A 16,887-nucleotide genomic window follows, 5' to 3' on the forward strand; every position below is an offset into this window, starting at 1 on the left:
TTTTTTCCCTGCCTCCCGTAGAGACCTTGGTAAACCCGATCTTTTCGGGAGATGCTCGGGTGAAGGAAAACTCCGTTGTATCCTGCAGGATCAGGACTGGCCCTGCAGTCGCATCGAAACGCTGGGCGGTAGCAGAAAAATGCCCTTCAAGGATTTTGTCTTCGCTTACATTTGCATTTGCAAAAAATCTATATGCTGCCTTGGTCGCAGACCAATCCTGAAATGCCGTCGGGAGAGACTTGCCCGGTCGTTCAGCAAGTGCCGCGAGCATCGTGCCCAGACGCCTGTTCAGGCGCTCGTCGCCAAGGTCAGATCCGGATATTTCCTGTATGACCCAATCCTGTACCATTCTCACACCCCGCCTGCATAAAGGTGACAGAAAAGGAATCACAACAGATTCATCTGCATCAAGCACAAAATTCAAGAACAGCAGATTTGTGGGTAACTGCAAGAAGGAACGGGGGCTTACATATCTGTGGCGTGGCAGGCCGCCAGGAATTCCTGACACACGTAACGTACCATTTCCGGCGTCATTTCATGCCATAACGGCAAGGACACAATGGAAGAGGCAAGCGCGTCGGTCGCCTGCAGGTCGCCTGCCTTGCAGTGGGCGACAAAATAGCTCTGTTCATACAGATGGGGGGAAAAATAGGTCGATGTGCCGATCCGCTTTTCTTTCATGCGGGCAAGTATCGCATTGCGGTGTGGCGCATATCGTGGTGGCAGGCGCACCGGCAGGAACTGATAGGACATGCGCGCGCCGCGCTGTCGCTGGAAGCCGAAACCAGGCAGGAGATCGTAGTACATCTGTTCTATGCGGCACTTCTTTTCAACCACATTTTCCAGATGGTCCAGCCCCGACAGGGCAAGCAGCGCCCCGATTTCGGTTAGCTTGGAATTAAGTCCGGGCATTGTGGCGTGGCGGATCTTGCCAAAGCCGAAATTGCCCATAGCACGCAGGGCTTCGATCATGTCGGGGTTGTTGGCGTAGATGAAACCGCCTTCCCCGATTCCCATTGTTTTTGTTGCATGCAGGGAACATATGATGGCATGTGGCGAACCGGTCCCGAATCCCTGTCCCGATGCGTCATGGGCGCCAAGGGACGCCGCCGCGTCTATGACAACGGTAATGTCTGTCTGTTTTTCCAGTCTTGTATAATGGTTGATATCGGCTGCATTCCCGAACGTGGCATAGGGGAATATTGCTGCGATCTGTTCACCGTATTCCTGCAGTAATTCATTTTCCGCCGCATGGGACGCCATCCAGTCCGCAGGGTCGATGTCGCAGAACAGCGGCGTGAAACCTGCCCATAACACGGCATGCGCTGCCGCTGCGAAAGTAAAGGATGGCATGAGAACATAACGCGCGACACGGGTGTCTTTGTGACGTGTCGCGTATTTCAGTGCCATCATCAATCCGATCGTGGCGTTGCATACCGTGACGCACTGGCCCACGCCACTGAACATCTGTTCGACCAGACGTTTTTCGAATTTCTGGTTGATTGGACCGTAATTGGTATAGATGCCGGAATTTTCCATTGCGATAATGCCATCGGCCAACTGGCTTATTTTCGGAATATTTGAACGAATGAATGATATTTCCGTATAGGACATTTCTGTATTCCGGTTTCATGAAACAGGCGACTTGAACATGATGTCTGGCGGATGAAGGAAAATGGCGCATCGCAACGACCGTATTAAGTTAAAAGCAGATAATTTGTGTACATTCAATGCAAATATAAATATATTATTTACCACACGTTTATGTGATTACTATGCGGAGCCGAAACATACGATATTTTAAAATAACGTGGAAAATTCATGCAATTTCATGATTTGTGAATCGTTCCCGTTTACACGATATATTCATGGAATAAGTAAAACGGCCTGGTGTTATTTTGTTTGTGATGTAACCCAGTGATATGGGATGAACGGCGTGATTGCGAAAAAAAAATGTGCGATTGTATTGAAGACCTATGCATGGGACAGCTTCGTGCAACTACAGTTGCAACGGTTGCAATCAACATTTCCTGAAAACGATATTTTTATCTCTATTGATGAAACAAATGGTTTTACGGGAACCATCCCATATGAACGTGTACTGCGCACATGTAATGCAGACATGCTGGCGTTAGGATTTGCCAACCGGTTTGAAAAAGGCAGCCTGTTATGGTGGAACGCCGATTACACCCATTATCAGGTGCAGTCCCGAATTCCGGATTATGATTATTATCTGTTCGTGGAATATGATGCCTGTATTGCTGGCGATGGTACCCGCCTGCTGGCTGACATGATCGCGGATGAGGCGGATTTCGTATCCCATCCCCTGGATGCGGGGCCGGCATGGTACTGGCACCGCTTCCATACGGGTATTTATCCTGCGGGGCAGTTGCGGGCGTCGCTGAACTGTATTTCGTTTTTTTCCCGCCGCGCCCTGACCCATCTGGCACAACGGCGACGGGCGATGTCAGCCAATATGGATGAAACGGGTTTCTGGCCGTTGGGGGAGGCCTTTGTCGCATCCGAAGTGGCGGCGGCGGACCTGACCTTCATTCCCCTGGCGCGGTATGGTGACGTTTCGCGCTATTCCTGGTTCCCGCCAATACTGTCAACGGACCTTGTGCTGCCACAGAGCGGGCATACTTTCCTTCACCCTGTCCTCGACCAGAAAAGGTATATTGCAAGTCTGCTGCGGCAGACGCATTTCGTGCGTCATTATTTTATGCGTGGCAGCATGTTGCGGCGTGAACTGCGCCGTTTTCCCGGTGCCGTATCACGGCGGCAACTGTACCGTGCCGCCATGCTGCGTGCGGCCGAGCGGCTGCGACAGATATGTGGTAATCCGTAAGGGAGGGATCATGCCGCCTGTGACAGTAATTTTTCTACAACGCGTTCGACTTCAGGTTCCCACGGACCGGGTGCGCAACCGAACATCTGCCGCAGGCGTGTGCAGTCAAGTCGCGCATCCGGCGGCCGCCTTGCGGGTGTGGGCCAGTCGGCGGTGGTAATGGCTTCCATGACGGGTTGCGGATTGCCCCGCCTGGCTGCGGCATTGACCGCCATGCACGCCAGATCGTACCAGCTTGCCTGACCCTGTCCTGTTGCATGATAGATTCCGGCGTAATCCGGTTTCCATCCGGTATCGCGAATCTGTCCTATGATATGCATGATGACATCCGCCAGCGCATCGGCGCTGGTCGGGTTGCCAATCTGGTCACTGACAACCCGCAGGGTCGGCCGTCGGGCCGCAGCTTCGACCATGGTGCGGACGAAATTGCGGTTATAGGGCGAATAGACCCACGCCGTGCGCAGGATGATGCTGTCAGGTTGCGCCTGCAGCACTGCCTGTTCACCGTCCGCCTTGGTCCGTCCATAGACCGATCGGGGATCAACCGGATCCGTTTCCACGTAGGGACTGCCTTTATCCCCACTGAAAACATAATCGGTGGAAATATGGATCAGCGGAATATCCAGTTCGCGACAGACCGCGGCGATGCGCGCGGGGCCGGCATGATTGGCGCGCCGCGCCCCGTCCACGTCCGTTTCCGCGGCATCCACGGCGGTCCATGCCGCGGCATTTACGACTATGGACGGGTCATGCGTCTTGATGACGGCATCAATCGTATCGGGTCGGTCAAAATCGAAATCCGGTCGCCCGACCCGTATCACACCGTCATGGCTGGATAACGCCGTGGCAAGCTGTCCATGTCCCCCGGTTACCAGGATTGATTGCGTATGCATCACGTGCTGCTTCTTCTTTCATATGAAACGGGACAGGAGATTGTTTGAAAACAAATTATTAGTGGAAAAAACAAACGTTTTGGGTGCCAGAATTTTTCAAACAGGCGCATTTCCTGGATCTGTTTGAAGAAAACTTTGCCAAAGACTTCCTTCTGATCCCCTTTTATATATGAAACCAGTCATCAACATTGGAAAAGGGAAGGGCGGCAGCGTCCTTTTCCGACAGGATCACGTCCTTTTCCGAAACGGGCCAGTCGATTGCCAGCAGCGGGTCGTCCCAGCGCACGGACCGTTCGCAGTCACGGTCCCAGAAATCGGTGCATTTGTATTGTACCTCGGCATTTTCGCTCAATGTGCAGAAACCATGCAGGAACCCGGTCGGGATCCATAACTGCGATCCGTTTTCCGCTGACAGGGTCGCGCCCACCCATTGACCGAAGGTGGGTGATCCCGCGCGGATATCCACGCCTACATCCCATATGCTGCCACGGGTGCAGCGGACCAGCTTGCCCTGTGCATGGGGCGCAAGCTGGCAATGCAGTCCGCGTACCACGCCGCGCTGGCATGACAGGCTGTGATTATCCTGCACGAAGGGGCCGGAAATGCCGATTTCCTTCATGCGGGCCGCATTGAATGTTTCTGAAAAATAGCCGCGTTCATCACCAAAACGCGGCGGAGTGAGCAGAATCATGCCCGCGATGTTAAATGTCTGTATGTCCATGGGATTCCCTGTTCTTCTGTCCGGGCGGTGGCGGTCCTGTCCGCGTTATTGCTTGGTGGGGTTTAGGAAAGGCTTAATGGCCGTCATCTGGGGGCGGTCCTGGCCATGGTCGGGTTCAAGCGTAAACATGTAATTGCCCCATAGCGGCCCCGCCGCCCAATAGGTCCATCCATCCCACACATCCGCATTGTCCCGCAGGTGGGAGAGGATGGGCCCGAGCAGGGCGACGCATTCCGGTTGGCGGCTGACGCCGAATTCCCCCAGAAAACCGTGTGCCTTGTGGGCATGTAGCCAGTCGGTAAAGGGCTGGAGGCGTGCAAGGGCCTGGTCTTGTGAAATACATGCCGGCTTGGTGCCCGATGCATCGGGATCAAAATATTCATGCACTTCATAAACCAGACGGTTGTCAGGGTCGTGCAACTGTCCCAGCGCGTCACCATTCAGTTTCGGGAAACCCTGCGCACTGTCCCAGCCGATGCCGGGCACAAGGATGGCATTGTGGCTGCCAGCCCTGCGGATGGCGTCAATCGCGGCCTGCACCGAATTTTTCCATGCCTCGGCCGAATGCTGCTGCGGTTCGTTCATCAGGCCGAACAGGACATGTGGATTGTTGCCCAACGCCTGCGCCAGCCGCGACCATAAATCGGCAAAGGCTGAATCCGGTACGCCAGCAGACCCGACTTCCTGCCCGCGATAGCGCCCGTAATCATGGATATCCAGCACGGTTGTGGCACCCTTGCCCTGCGCATAGGCAATGAACTGCTGCACACGCTGCAGTTCCTTTTCATCCAGCGGGCCATTCAGGGTTGGCTGGAGACGTTCCCACAATACCGACAGGCGGAATGTGTTCATGCCCTGCGCCGTAAAATAATCTACTTCCGCAGGTTTGGGATAAAGGTAGTCATACCCGTAACGGCCCGGCAGCTTGGAGGAGGAATAGGCAGCCCCCGCAAGGTTTACGCCGCGATATGTCTGCGCATCAGCGTGCGGGACCGGGGAAAGTGTCAGGGCGGCCGCGATCATGCCGCCACATGGCCAGATACATAAGCGGGAAGATGGGGATAATGTCATGCGATATGCTCCGCTGTGGGCATAAGCCGGTTGAAACGGAATGATTTCAGGCGTTCAGGCGCCTTTTCCCTGGCTTCGGGTTCCGATGGTGCAACGACGCTGTTGGTCGTGCCATACAGGAACCACAGCAACGCCGCCGTCTTGATGGTAAAGACCGATGCGCCGATGCACAGGGATGTTGAAAAATAAAGCGAAATCATCGCTTTCATCGACACGGCGGCTTCGGTTCGCGCCGGATGCAGGGTGAACAGCGCCAGCAGGAACAGCGTCAGCGGCAGGCCAAGGTTGTTGATGATATAGGCATAACCCGTATCGGCCGTGTAAACCTGCGACGGGGCCATGGCGAACCATTGCGACAGGTTCCAGTAATCCAGCAGCCGGCCGGAAAACAGCAGCCGGCCGGAAAAGTTGTCCCCGATGATGGAGGGCAGGATTCCGGGCATTTCATGGTTGGCGCCCTGCAGCATCAGGCCCATCATCACCGTGACCGGCATGGCGAACACCACGAAGCGTGAACGGTAAAGCGGTGTCATGCGTAACAGGATCATGCCCAGCGCGCAGCCCGAGGCAAAGCGCGAATCCGCCAGCACGAAACACAGCGCGGACAGGAAGAACAGGAACGCATGCCGCAGCCGGGAGCCAAGATTTGTACTGAGGCACCACGCAAACCCGATGGCCGAGAAATTGCCTAGTGAATCCGGCTCCAGGAACAGCGATGATACGCGGTGCGATCCGAATATGGACTGGAAAAACGTACGGGATGCGGCCGCCCCCCGGTTCCCGCTGATAAACAGGTTCGTATTGCTGTAATTGACCGTGCTGCTGCTGATGACGCCCTTGTTCACGTAATAGGTCCAGACATCGAATATCGTGCCGAACAGGTTGGTGAACAGCAGTTCGAAAAAGCCGACAAACATGATCATGGCCATCATGACCCACATGGTGCGCTCACCCGATCGCAGGGTGGACCGGGTGCCCAGTTGGTAAAAGACATAGGCAATGGCCAGGTCATGCAGGATCTTCATGTCCAGCCGGGGATTGATCAGCTTGGCCCCGATCTCGAAACAGATCATCACGCCCGTAATGCGCACCACGGCAGGGGAAATCGTGTTGCGTACCTCGATAAACGCCAGAAAGATGATGACCAGTTCGCACAGCACGATTTCCGAACTGCGGACCGTGATGACATGGCGTGTGTTGATGAAACACAGGACAAGGTTGAAGATTGCCCCGGCCACCACCAGCCACGAAACGCCATCCACCCGTGACAGGGCGGGTGCGCCGGCTACGGACCGGTGGGGCAGGTGGGCGTGCGCTGTAGCAGACATGGCAATTCCTGTATCAGACGCGTGACGCATGTGTATCCGCACCCTGTCGCGGGGAAACCGGACGGGCGGGGGACGACTGGACAAGCAGTGCGTTGCCCAGCCGCCTGCCAAGGTTATGCAGGGGCAGTTCCAGTATGTTATAGGTCATGGCCGCAAGTGCCGTGGTCAGCACGACGGTCATGATCCCCAGCCCCGCCTGGGTGAGTGAGGGATGCGCCAGCAGGGCGGCGGTCCCCACGACATGGCCCGCCACGCTGAACACCATAAGCATGATGGGCAGGTGCAGCAGGTAAATGCCATAGGACAGTTCCCCGATGGCAATGACCGGCCTGCTGAGTAGTACGCGGTACTGCCGTCCCGATGCATACAGGTCACGGATCAGTATGAAGGCCGCGACCGTTTCAATCATGTCAGGGATACGTTCGGGCAGGCCCGACCCGGCAAGGGCATAACGGTCATACAGCAGCACAACCAGCGCCAGCAGCGCATAAAGTCCGTGGCGGGGGGAAAGTGTTGTCGGCAGCAGGGGGATCAGGGCGCCGACGCCAAAGGACAGGGCAAAGACCGTACCCACCTCATGCGGCAGGGGCAGCAGGGCGATGGCCGCAAGGCCCGTCAGCGTAACCACCCGCAGCCGTGGCGCGCGCACCAGCCAGAACAGGAACGGAAAGGCCACGGAATACATGAGTTCCACCCGCAATGACCACATCGGCCCGTTATAACGGGTGAAAACGCCCGCGACCGACATGACGGTGTTGCGGACGGATACGGGTGTCTGCAGATTGCGCGACAGCCAGCCGACAAAGACCCCGTCGCCAACCCATCCGCGCGCGACGACCATGCTGGCGATGGCCAGTCCGATGGAAAACCACAGCAGCGGATAGATCCTGAACACACGCTTGATATAGAAACTGCCAACAATCCGGCCCGTCAGGTGCGTGTATTTGCGTAATGACAGCGACAGGACGCATCCACTGAGTACAAAGAACAGCACCACCGCCGCTTCCGCGTTGAATGCGTAGGTCACGATGTCATGCACTGCTGCCCGTGCCCCCGTGCGTTGCGGGTTCTGGTACCGAAAAACCTGTATGGCATGGCCGAACAGCACCACGAGGCATGCAACACCGCGCAGGGATGTCAGCTGGTGCAGATAATTTCGTTCCGTTCCCGAAGTTTCCGTCACAGACGACATCGTCGGTTCCCCCGGTGCATGAATGGCATGGCGTGGTGAAGGCAATACAGTGATTCTGTTATGGCCGGCAGAGCGTATCAGAATATAAATGTAGAAAACATGCAAAATGTGCCCACACAATTCTTTGTGCCGCCGCCTTTATCACGGCACGATCATGTCATGATCCTGCCGCAATCACACTGTGGATTTGGCGCAACGCAAATGGGGTCGCGCGCTGGTCCGGCCATAATTGCAAGATCGACATGAACCCCGGGGCCGCGCGCCATGCGCATGCGGCCTGCCGCCACTGTGGCGCACGGCAGGAGACTATAGTTCCATGACGCGCTCCCTGTTTATTTCCGTCCATGATTTCAGGAGTCTGCGCAAGGCAAGTGTCCATTTCATCGCAGCGGAGATGGCGCGCCGTGGCCCGACCGCCTTCCTGTCCATCGGGTTGAGCGCGCTGTCGCTGCGACGTGGCGATACGCGCGCCAGCCTTGCCGACCGTGCCAACCGGGTGGAAACGGTGGATGGCGTGGAATGTTACCTATGGCGTATGAAATGGCACCCGTTCAACATGCGCCGCGCGGCGCTGGCGCCGGTGGAACGCGGACTGTTCTGGCTTTATCGCCAGATGCTGCCCGCCATTGCGCGAAAATGGATACGGCGTGCCGATACTGTTTTTATTGAATCGGGCATGGCGCCGATATTTATCGCCGATGTCAGGAAACTTAATCCGTCCGCCCGCATTATTTACCTGATGTCCGACGATCTGGAAGTCGTAGGCTGTGCGGATACCATCAAGAATGATTTCGTTCGAAATTTCGACATGATCGACACGGTACGCATGCCCTCGCGCTACCTGCTTGACCGACTGCCCCACGCGCGTTCGGCGGTTTTCGCGCCGCATGGCATTGATCGCGGCATTGCCGAAAAAACCTATCCCAATCCCTATACGCCCGGTCGGACCAGTTGCGTCTCGATCGGGTCGATGCTGTTTGACCGGACCTTTTTCCGGATCGCGGCGTCACTTCGGCCGGACATCGATTTCCATATTATCGGTGCGGGGCGTGCGGCGGACGGCCTGGTGGCGGACAATATCATCATCCATCCCGAAATGGCGTTTGAACGCACGCTGTCCTATCTCCAGCACGCCAGTTTTGGCGTCGCGCCCTATCGTGATGCCAATACGCCGCGTTACCTGCTGGATACGTCACTGAAGCTGCGGCAGTTCGCGCTGTTTGGCATTCCCGCCGTCTGCCCCGATTTTGCACTGCATGACACGGCCGGGCGGTACGGGTACCGGCCGGGGGATGCACAATCCATCGGGCGCGCGATTGATGCGGCACTGCATGCATCGGACGTGATCGAGCTTGACGCCCATAGCTGGCCCGAAATCGTGCAGCGTATCCTGACCCCCGAAGCCTATCCCGACACGCATGTCTGAATGCAGGCCTGTCCCTGCGCAACGTATTAGGAAAGAGCGAACAACATGACTGAGGCAGGTGATAACGGACCGCGCATTTCGGTTGTCATGGCAACCTATAACGGGGCCGCCCATATCCGCGAACAGCTGGACAGTCTGGCGGCACAGACGTGCCTGCCCGCCGAACTGGTCGTGACGGATGACGGTTCGACCGATGCCACGCTGGACATCGTGGCCGATTTTGCCCGCACCGCGCCCTTTCCGGTGCAGATCCACCGCAATGCGAAACGCTTTGGCTACAAGGGCAATTTCATGCATGCGGTCACCCTGAGTTCAGGCGACCTGATTTCCTTCTGCGACCAGGATGATTTCTGGAAAAGCGATAATCTGGAACGTGTGCGTCAGGCGTTCATGAACGACCCGGATGTGCTGATGGTCTTCCATAACGCGCATCTGGTGAATGAACGGCGCGCGCCCATATCACCCTTTTATGCGACCCCGCCCGTTCCCCCCGTTTCGCGTCCGCTGACGTTGCAGCCATGGTGTTTTTCCTATGGTTTCATGCAGACATTCCGCGCGGACCTGAAGCCCGCCGGCGCCCTGTGGGCCCGCATGGGCGACCATTACAACCCGGGCAAGGAAATGGGGCATGACCTGTTCTTCTTCCTTGTCGCATCGGGTGTGGGCACCATTGTCTATCTGGATGACGAACTGACGGAATACCGGCTGCATGGTGGCAATACGGTGGGGTCGGGCAAGCGCACCAGACCGACATTCGTGGATCGCTGGCGTTACCGGCTGGAAGACCGGGCCGATACCTATCGCTACCTTGCCCGCATGACAGCGCAGGACAGCAGGATGTTTGCGGATCTGGCCCAGACGTCATCATGGTCAGAAACCATGCGTAACCGCGCCCGTGTCGCCGCCGAGGCATGGCGTGGGCTGGAACCGCTTTATATCCTGCGCGCCGAAGTCTGTTCGGGCACCCTGCCACGCCGTATCGCGGCCTTTGTCCAGCTGGTGCGGGAAGGGGGATATAGCGAACGTTCGTTCTGGACCTTCGGCAACCGCGCCATGTACAAGGATTTCGTACTGGGCGTCCTGCTGGCGCCATTGGTGCGCCGGTTCGGCCGGGAATCATCGCGCACCGATCGTGCCTGCCATCGCGGCAGCGCCCATGACGCGCCCATGTCCCAGGCCGCCCCCGTGCAGGCCGTCGCGGCATGAAAATGCTGCCACAGGCAGGGACAGCCGTTCCCGGGGCATCCAGGCCATGTGTCGCAATCTACCGAACGCAGATCCTGCCATGGTCGGAAACATTCGTGCGTGATCAGGCCCGTGCCCTGACGCGCTGGCGGCCAGTCCTGATCGGGGAGCGTACGGTGGGCCAGTTGCCGCTGGATGGCATGGCCGTCCGGGCATTGCATGATGGGCCGCCCACGTTCTTCCAGCGCCTGATTGGCATGGGGTCGCGTTATCTGGAACGTCCCGTGCCCGGCATGATGAAACTGGCGCGTGCCGTAAACCCCGCACTGGTGCATGCCCATTTCGGTTTTGACGGGGTGGAGGCATGGCCCGTGGCGCGCGCGCTGCATGTGCCGTTGCTGGTTACCCTGCACGGATCGGACATCACCACGCATATGCACTGGTTTGCATCAGGTGGCGGGGGACGGCGATGGCGTGCCTATCCGCGCAGGCTGAAACTGCTGGCCGCCCGGCCGCAGGTCAGTTTTGTGGCCGTATCCCACAGCATACGCGAGGCGGCACTGCGTGCGGGCCTGCCGGAACAGCGTATCCATGTCTGTCCCATCGGGATTGATGTCCATCGCTTCCACCCGACCGGCCAGCCGGTCGCCCGGCGTGCGCCGGTTATCCTGTTTGCGGGCAGGCTGGTTGAAAAAAAGGGTTGCCGCTACCTGATCGAGGCCTTTCACACCGTGCGCGCGCAACTGCCAGATGCACAACTGGTCATTGCCGGTGATGGCCCTGAACGTGCGATGCTGACCAGCCTTGCCGCGGGGATGGATGGCGTATCGTTTTACGGCCGGTATTCAGCAGCCGAAATGCAGCCGCTGCTGGCACAGGCCCGTGTTTTCTGCCTGCCCAGTGTCACCGCCGCCAATGGCGATGCGGAAGGCATGGGTCTGGTCCTGCTGGAGGCCCAGGCCTGCGGCGTCCCGGTCGTGACATCGGCGCGGGGCGGGGCGACGGAGGGCATTATCGACGGCAAGACAGGCTTTGCCTTTGCCGAAGGGGATGTCACGACGCTGGCCGCGCGCCTGCTGGATGTGCTGCGCGATGATGATCTGGCTACGCGCATGTCCGCCGCCGGTCCCGTTTTCGTGGCGCAGAAGCATGACGTTACCCGCTGGGCGACGACACTGGAAAACATTTACGACAGTATGACAGGACGCATCCCATGAACGTTTCCATGTCCGTCAGTCTGGTCATTACCACCTATAATGCACAGGCTTTCATCATGCGCGCCGTAAGTTCCGCGCTGGAACAGACACATGCGCCGCTGGAAATCATCATAGTGGACGACTGTTCAACGGATAGTACGCCAGACCTGCTGCACAGGCTGGCGCGCGCGCATGGCAGTATCCGCGTCATGTCCACGCCGTACAACGGGGGGCCATCGGTTGCCCGCAATGTAGGGCTGGGTGCCGCACGGGGCGACTGGATTGCGTTTCTTGACGCGGATGACGCCTTTGCTCCCGACCGACTGGAAGTGCTGATGGCGCGCGCCGCCGTCGGGGATTGTGACGCGGTGGCGGATGACCTGGCCTATTATGACGCCATGGCGGGTCAGGTGACGGGCCGGGCGATGGGGGCGGGGCAGGTGCCGCGCACGCCCATTGGCCTGCGTGATTACATCGCTCATAACCGATCGGGCGGGGAAGGATTTGACTGGGGGTTGCTCAAGCCTGTTTTCAGGCGGGAATTCATGCTTGCCCATGGCATACGGTATGACCCCGTGGTGCGGCATGGGGAGGATTTCCTGCTTATGATCGCCTTCCTTATGGCAGGCGGCCGGTTTTTCCTGATCGATCACGCCACGTATCTTTATACGCAGCGGCAGGGCAGTGTCAGCGGGCGGGCATCGGGCATGTCGCGCACGACCATTGCGTATCGTGACATGCACGATGGCGCGCTGGCACTGGCGCGCGATCCACGTATTTGCAACAACCCCGAACTGGTGGCCCTGCTGCGCCAGCGTGCGGCCGGATTGCAGCGGCTGGATGATTCCTATTTTGTGTCCGTGGCATTGCGTTCGGGGGCAGTGGGGGCGATCTGCCGGCGTATCATGCGGCGTCCGGCATTCCTGCCTGCCATGATCCGGCAGGTGGCGGCTGCACTCAGGCGCAGGTTGTGTCATTCCTGATGCCAGAGAATTATATTGATGAATGAAAATTAGGGTGTTCGGGCGCCGCCTTTTGTAAAAAAGATGGCGTTCTTGCGAAGGTTTCTTAAACAGCCCTGAAGAACTGTCGTCATGATCTGTCCGGGCCATGCATGCATGGCCCGGATCTTTTCGTTGTGATTAGTGGGACCGTACCGCGTCCGGCCGCCCGAGTGAGATATATTCGAATCCCGCTTCCTTTATGGTTTTGGGATCCCAGATATTGCGCAGGTCCACAATCTTGCGGCCCTTCATCTCCCGCGCCAGTTTTTCCGGTGCAAGTGAGCGGAATTCATTCCATTCCGTCAGGACGACAAGGATGTCGGCGTCTCTGGCCGCATCCAGCGCATCCGTGCAGTAGGTAACGGATTGCGGCAGCACCGGACGTGCTGTTGTCATGCCGGCGGGATCAAACGCACGGATATGTGCGCCCGCCCTGTCCAGCATGTCGAGGACGGGAATGGAAGCCGCTTCGCGCATGTCATCGGTTTCAGGCTTGAAGGTCAGTCCCAGCACCCCGATCGTCAGTCCATGCACATCCCCATTGGCAAAGGCGATGATACGCTCGCCCATGTCCTTCATGCGCTGGTCATTGACCGCGACAGTGGTTTCGATCAGGCGCACGGGTGATCCCGCATTACGCCCGATTGCCGTCAGTGCGCGTGTATCCTTGGGAAAACACGAACCGCCAAAGCCCGGGCTGGGGTGCAGGAATTTCTTGCCAATACGCCCGTCCAGCCCGATGGAGCGCGCCACGTCATTGACGTTGGCGCCAACCTTTTCACACAGGTCCGAGATTTCGTTGATGAAGGTAATTTTCATCGCGAGGAACGAATTGGCGGAATATTTGATCAGTTCCGCTGTCTCCAGCCCTGTAAAGACAATGGGTGTTTCCAGCAGGTAGAGTGGCCGGTACAGCTTGCGCAGGATCGTCTGCGCGCGTTCCGTACCCCCCGGTTTATATTGGTCTGTGCCAATAACGACACGGTCAGGCCGCATGAAATCCTGAATCGCATTGCCTTCGCGCAGGAATTCCGGATTCGACGCGATATCGAACTCCAGGTCCGGGCGCGTCTCGCGCACGATGCGTGCAATCTCGCGCCCCGTGCCAACGGGCACGGTCGATTTGGTGACAATGACGGTATAGGCGTCTGCCGCGCGCGAGATCTGTTCTACTGCGGCGTAAACATAACTTGTATCCGCCTGTCCGTCGCCCCGGCGCGACGGCGTGCCTACGGCCACGAACACGGCGTCCGCCCCTTTGACCGCGGCGGCCATGTCGTCGCCAAAGGTCAGGCGCCCGGCTTCCACGTTTTCTGCAACCAGGCGGTCCAGGCCGGGTTCGTAAATCGGGATACGCCCTTCACGCAGGGCGGTCAGGCGGTCCGGGTTGGTTTCGACAATGGCAACATCGGTGCCAAATTCCGCAAAACATGTACCGGAGACCAACCCAACGTAGCCTCCACCAATCATAGCAATTCGCACCGGGACCTCCCTGTTTCCGTATCGCGGCCTGCTGTCCGGAACAGGCTGCGACCTAGAGCTTTCAAAAGCGGGTTGAATAAAACCAAAAGTAATAAGGGGTGCATGTTCCGTAACCCGGAAGATGTCATGCGGATGCAACACAAGGGCATGATCACGACGAAAATATGTTTGAGCACCACATTCTTGACAAAAAAATTCCCGCTAAGTGCATCCCGCAACATCAATGTCCGACATGACCGGTTCCGTTTCCTTGGAGAAACGGCGGATACGTGCAGCATGAAACACGCAGGACGGAGTCACGATCATGACGTTTATGACAGCAACGGATGTAACCGTATCCGTGCCGGAATCCCGTAACCGGACCATCACGCCTGTTATCCTGTCCGGTGGCACGGGAACACGGCTATGGCCCGTTTCGCGTGCCAGCCACCCCAAGCAGTTCTGGGCGCTGGCATCCAGCCGCACGATGATCGGCGAAACATTGCAGCGTGCCACCGGCACGACATTCGCGCCGCCCATCGTGGTCTGCAATAACGCGCACCGTTTCCTTGTCGCTGAACAACTGCGCGAAAACGGGTGCGAGGACGGGCGGATCATCCTTGAACCCGCCGTGCGCAATACGGCCGCGGCAATTGCGGCGGCCGCGCTGCTGGCGGCGCAGGATGATCCCGAAACCCTTCTGTGGATCATGGCCGCCGATGCCGTTTTCCGTTATCCCGAGCGCCTGCCAGCGGTTCTGGAAAAGGCATCGACCGTGGCGCGGGAGGGGTACATCGTCACATTCGGCATGAAACCCGACGTGCCAGAGACGGGATATGGCTATATACGCCTTGGCGCGCCCCTGCATCCCGGTCACCCGGATGACAGCGTGTACCGTGTCGCCCGCTTTATTGAAAAACCCGACCACCTGCATGCGACCGAAATGCTGAACGAGGGGGGATACCTGTGGAATTCGGGCATGTTCCTTGCCTCCGCGTCCGTCATGCTGGCGGAGCTGAAACGGCATGAACCCGATGTACTGGAAAACGTGCGGCATGCCCTGCTTGGCAGTGAAAACGACCTGACCTTCCGCAGGCTGGAAGCCACGGCCTTCCTGCGTTCACCCAATGTCAGCATCAATTATGCGGTCATGGAGCGTACGGACCGCGCCGTTGTGATCCCTGCCGATCTGGGCTGGTCGGATGTCGGCAACTGGAATGCATTGTGGGAACTGGGCGACAAGGATGCCTGTGGCAATGTGGTCGTGGGCGATGTCGTGCTGGAACAGTCCCATAACTGTTACGTGCGCAGCGAAGGCATGCTGACCGCTGTGGCGGGCCTGACAGATATCGTGCTGGTGGTCACGCCTGATGCGGTCCTGGCGATTCATCGTGATTATGCGCAGGATGTTTCGGCGCTGGTATCACAGTTGAAGAAGGCCAACAGGGCGGAAGCCGAAATTCACAATCGTTGTTACCGGCCCTGGGGTTTTTACGAAGGGCTGATTCAGGGCGAACGGTTTCAGGTCAAGCGGATCGTGGTGTATCCGGGCCAGAAACTGTCACTGCAGAAGCACTTCCATCGTGCCGAACACTGGGTCGTGGTCAGTGGGACCGCGATCGTGACGCGGAACGAAGAAAAACTTATGTTGCAGGAAAACGAAAGTGTCTATCTACCGTTAGGGTGTATGCACCGGCTGGAAAACCCGGGGCGTATCCCCCTGACCCTGATCGAAGTCCAGTCAGGTCCGTATCTGGGGGAGGACGATATCGTCCGCTTTGAGGATACTTACGGCCGACAATAGGGAAAGTGTCGGCGCATGCGCGTTGCCCGTGCGGGTTTCGCGCATGTGACCATCGATTTTCATTGTGCTGCCCTGGTATCTGGATATGCGTTCATATCGTTACGGTATAATAACGTACTTGCAGGATATTTTTGGTTCCATGAATAATATGTGATTTTGGAATTATTATCATGTATTGATGTCGTGACATATTTTCGCCCAAAAATACTCGCAATATTTCTGGACTGAGGAGCCGCATTCCGGCGTAGTGTAAAAAACAGCAACAGGTAAGGATCATTTCGCACTCGGTTGTGCAGTGCGGAAAATGGCAGGCGAAGCCTTATCCGGCGTCAGGTGCAGGCCGCGCCGACAGGAGATGTTTCAAAATGAGCGAGGCACTCATACCAACCATTGTTTGGCCTGACTCACGGGGTACCCATCGGTTTAAAAATGTGATTCATAGGATGCAGACCATTCTCTGAAGGAGGCATTCTGGATGGGCAGCCCTCTATCCCTGCGTGACGATCATGATAGTTCGGAGTTGCGACGCCTTGCGCGCAGAAGCCGGCATGCGGGTCAGTCGCGTCGCCTGTTGGCGCTTGCGGCGATTTATGATGGCGCCTCGCGCGGCGAGGCGGCCCTGCTTGCGGGGACAGACCGTCAGAGTATCCGTGACTGGGTGCTGCGTTTCAATGCGGATGGCCCGGATGGCCTTGTGGATCGTCATGGCGGTGGACAGAAAGCCCGCCTGACACAGGAGATGCTGTCTGCCCTGAAAA

The 16,887-nt window shown here is 57.7% G+C and carries 15 protein-coding genes; 7 read left to right on the forward strand and 8 right to left on the reverse strand.

What is annotated here, in order from left to right:
* Both GEU01_RS22925 and GEU01_RS15135 read right to left on the reverse strand, forming a co-directional pair.
* Positions 1–451, reverse strand: a 451-nt coding sequence (locus GEU01_RS22925; RefSeq protein ID WP_198284481.1) for an IS4/Tn5 family transposase DNA-binding protein, incomplete at its 3' end; no start/stop codon positions are given.
* 14 nt (positions 452–465) lie between these two features.
* A complete protein-coding gene (locus GEU01_RS15135; protein WP_232272564.1) occupies positions 466–1,539 on the reverse strand; it encodes a DegT/DnrJ/EryC1/StrS family aminotransferase in 1,074 nt (357 codons plus the stop codon).
* Between the two features lie 583 nt (positions 1,540–2,122).
* Here GEU01_RS15135 and GEU01_RS15140 point away from each other — a divergent pair.
* On the forward strand, positions 2,123–2,848 hold the full coding sequence (locus GEU01_RS15140) for a hypothetical protein (protein ID WP_019086733.1): 726 nt from the start codon (positions 2,123–2,125) through the stop codon (positions 2,846–2,848).
* Between the two features lie 8 nt (positions 2,849–2,856).
* On the opposite strand, the gene rfbD is transcribed toward GEU01_RS15140, so the two are convergent.
* The 5 genes from rfbD to GEU01_RS15165 all read right to left on the reverse strand — a co-directional run bounded on the left by rfbD (position 2,857) and on the right by GEU01_RS15165 (position 8,053).
* The gene (gene rfbD / locus GEU01_RS15145; protein WP_019086734.1) at positions 2,857–3,741 is read right to left on the reverse strand and encodes a dTDP-4-dehydrorhamnose reductase; all 885 of its coding nucleotides are present in this window, start codon (positions 3,739–3,741) and stop codon (positions 2,857–2,859) included.
* A gap of 163 nt (positions 3,742–3,904) precedes the next feature.
* Positions 3,905–4,462 carry a dTDP-4-dehydrorhamnose 3,5-epimerase gene (rfbC, locus tag GEU01_RS15150; protein WP_019086735.1) on the reverse strand — a complete coding sequence of 186 codons (558 nt, stop codon included), beginning with the start codon at positions 4,460–4,462 and terminating at the stop codon, positions 3,905–3,907.
* A gap of 45 nt (positions 4,463–4,507) precedes the next feature.
* Positions 4,508–5,485 (reverse strand): glycoside hydrolase family 5 protein, encoded by a 978-nt coding sequence (locus GEU01_RS15155; RefSeq protein ID WP_019086736.1) that lies wholly within the window; start codon positions 5,483–5,485, stop codon positions 4,508–4,510.
* 44 nt (positions 5,486–5,529) lie between these two features.
* Positions 5,530–6,861: a hypothetical protein gene (locus GEU01_RS15160; RefSeq protein ID WP_019086737.1), complete on the reverse strand. Its 1,332-nt coding sequence runs from the start codon at positions 6,859–6,861 to the stop codon at positions 5,530–5,532.
* A 13-nt stretch (positions 6,862–6,874) separates the two neighbouring features.
* On the reverse strand, positions 6,875–8,053 hold the full coding sequence (locus tag GEU01_RS15165; protein WP_019086738.1) for an acyltransferase family protein: 1,179 nt from the start codon (positions 8,051–8,053) through the stop codon (positions 6,875–6,877).
* A gap of 316 nt (positions 8,054–8,369) precedes the next feature.
* On the opposite strand from GEU01_RS15165, the gene GEU01_RS15170 reads away from it, so the two are divergent.
* Genes GEU01_RS15170 through GEU01_RS15185 form a run of 4 tightly spaced genes read left to right on the forward strand, consistent with a single transcriptional unit; the run spans position 8,370 to position 12,843 of the window.
* On the forward strand, positions 8,370–9,479 hold the full coding sequence (locus GEU01_RS15170) for a GumK N-terminal domain-containing glycosyltransferase (protein WP_019086739.1): 1,110 nt from the start codon (positions 8,370–8,372) through the stop codon (positions 9,477–9,479).
* A gap of 45 nt (positions 9,480–9,524) precedes the next feature.
* Positions 9,525–10,685: a glycosyltransferase gene (locus tag GEU01_RS15175; RefSeq protein ID WP_019086740.1), complete on the forward strand. Its 1,161-nt coding sequence runs from the start codon at positions 9,525–9,527 to the stop codon at positions 10,683–10,685.
* Complete coding sequence (locus tag GEU01_RS15180; RefSeq protein ID WP_019086741.1) at positions 10,682–11,881, forward strand: glycosyltransferase; 1,200 nt, start codon at positions 10,682–10,684, stop codon at positions 11,879–11,881. The genes GEU01_RS15175 and GEU01_RS15180 overlap by 4 nt, the downstream gene beginning before the upstream one ends.
* Positions 11,878–12,843 (forward strand): glycosyltransferase family 2 protein, encoded by a 966-nt coding sequence (locus GEU01_RS15185; protein ID WP_019086742.1) that lies wholly within the window; start codon positions 11,878–11,880, stop codon positions 12,841–12,843. Before GEU01_RS15180 ends, GEU01_RS15185 begins: the two co-directional genes overlap by 4 nt.
* Before the next feature lie 159 nt (positions 12,844–13,002).
* Here the strand turns inward: GEU01_RS15185 and GEU01_RS15190 are convergent, their stop codons facing one another.
* The gene (locus GEU01_RS15190) at positions 13,003–14,334 is read right to left on the reverse strand and encodes a UDP-glucose dehydrogenase family protein (protein ID WP_019086743.1); all 1,332 of its coding nucleotides are present in this window, start codon (positions 14,332–14,334) and stop codon (positions 13,003–13,005) included.
* A gap of 316 nt (positions 14,335–14,650) precedes the next feature.
* Between GEU01_RS15190 and GEU01_RS15195 the strand changes: the two genes are divergently transcribed.
* Positions 14,651–16,129: a mannose-1-phosphate guanylyltransferase/mannose-6-phosphate isomerase gene (locus GEU01_RS15195; RefSeq protein WP_019086744.1), complete on the forward strand. Its 1,479-nt coding sequence runs from the start codon at positions 14,651–14,653 to the stop codon at positions 16,127–16,129.
* Between the two features lie 475 nt (positions 16,130–16,604).
* On the forward strand, positions 16,605–16,887 hold a 283-nt coding region (locus GEU01_RS15200), incomplete at its 3' end, for a helix-turn-helix domain-containing protein (RefSeq protein WP_026018774.1).

Origin of the sequence: Komagataeibacter europaeus LMG 18890, from assembly GCF_000285295.1 — a bacterium.
Taxonomy (GTDB): domain Bacteria; phylum Pseudomonadota; class Alphaproteobacteria; order Acetobacterales; family Acetobacteraceae; genus Komagataeibacter; species Komagataeibacter europaeus.

Bases quoted from the DNA above. Each gene is read 5' to 3' on its own strand.
- rfbC (WP_019086735.1), bottom strand. From the start codon at position 4,462: ATGGACATACAGACATTTAACATCGCGGGCATGATTCTGCTCACTCCG.
- GEU01_RS15140 (WP_019086733.1), top strand. From the start codon at position 2,123: ATGCTGGCGTTAGGATTTGCCAACCGGTTTGAAAAAGGCAGCCTGTTA.
- GEU01_RS15195 (WP_019086744.1), top strand. From the start codon at position 14,651: ATGACGTTTATGACAGCAACGGATGTAACCGTATCCGTGCCGGAATCC.
- GEU01_RS15135 (WP_232272564.1), bottom strand. From the start codon at position 1,539: ATGGAAAATTCCGGCATCTATACCAATTACGGTCCAATCAACCAGAAA.
- GEU01_RS15175 (WP_019086740.1), top strand. From the start codon at position 9,525: ATGACTGAGGCAGGTGATAACGGACCGCGCATTTCGGTTGTCATGGCA.
- rfbD (WP_019086734.1), bottom strand. From the start codon at position 3,741: ATGCATACGCAATCAATCCTGGTAACCGGGGGACATGGACAGCTTGCC.
- GEU01_RS15155 (WP_019086736.1), bottom strand. From the start codon at position 5,485: ATGATCGCGGCCGCCCTGACACTTTCCCCGGTCCCGCACGCTGATGCG.
- GEU01_RS15165 (WP_019086738.1), bottom strand. From the start codon at position 8,053: ATGTCGTCTGTGACGGAAACTTCGGGAACGGAACGAAATTATCTGCAC.
- GEU01_RS15160 (WP_019086737.1), bottom strand. From the start codon at position 6,861: ATGTCTGCTACAGCGCACGCCCACCTGCCCCACCGGTCCGTAGCCGGC.
- GEU01_RS15190 (WP_019086743.1), bottom strand. From the start codon at position 14,334: ATGATTGGTGGAGGCTACGTTGGGTTGGTCTCCGGTACATGTTTTGCG.
- GEU01_RS15185 (WP_019086742.1), top strand. From the start codon at position 11,878: ATGAACGTTTCCATGTCCGTCAGTCTGGTCATTACCACCTATAATGCA.
- GEU01_RS15170 (WP_019086739.1), top strand. From the start codon at position 8,370: ATGACGCGCTCCCTGTTTATTTCCGTCCATGATTTCAGGAGTCTGCGC.
- GEU01_RS15180 (WP_019086741.1), top strand. From the start codon at position 10,682: ATGAAAATGCTGCCACAGGCAGGGACAGCCGTTCCCGGGGCATCCAGG.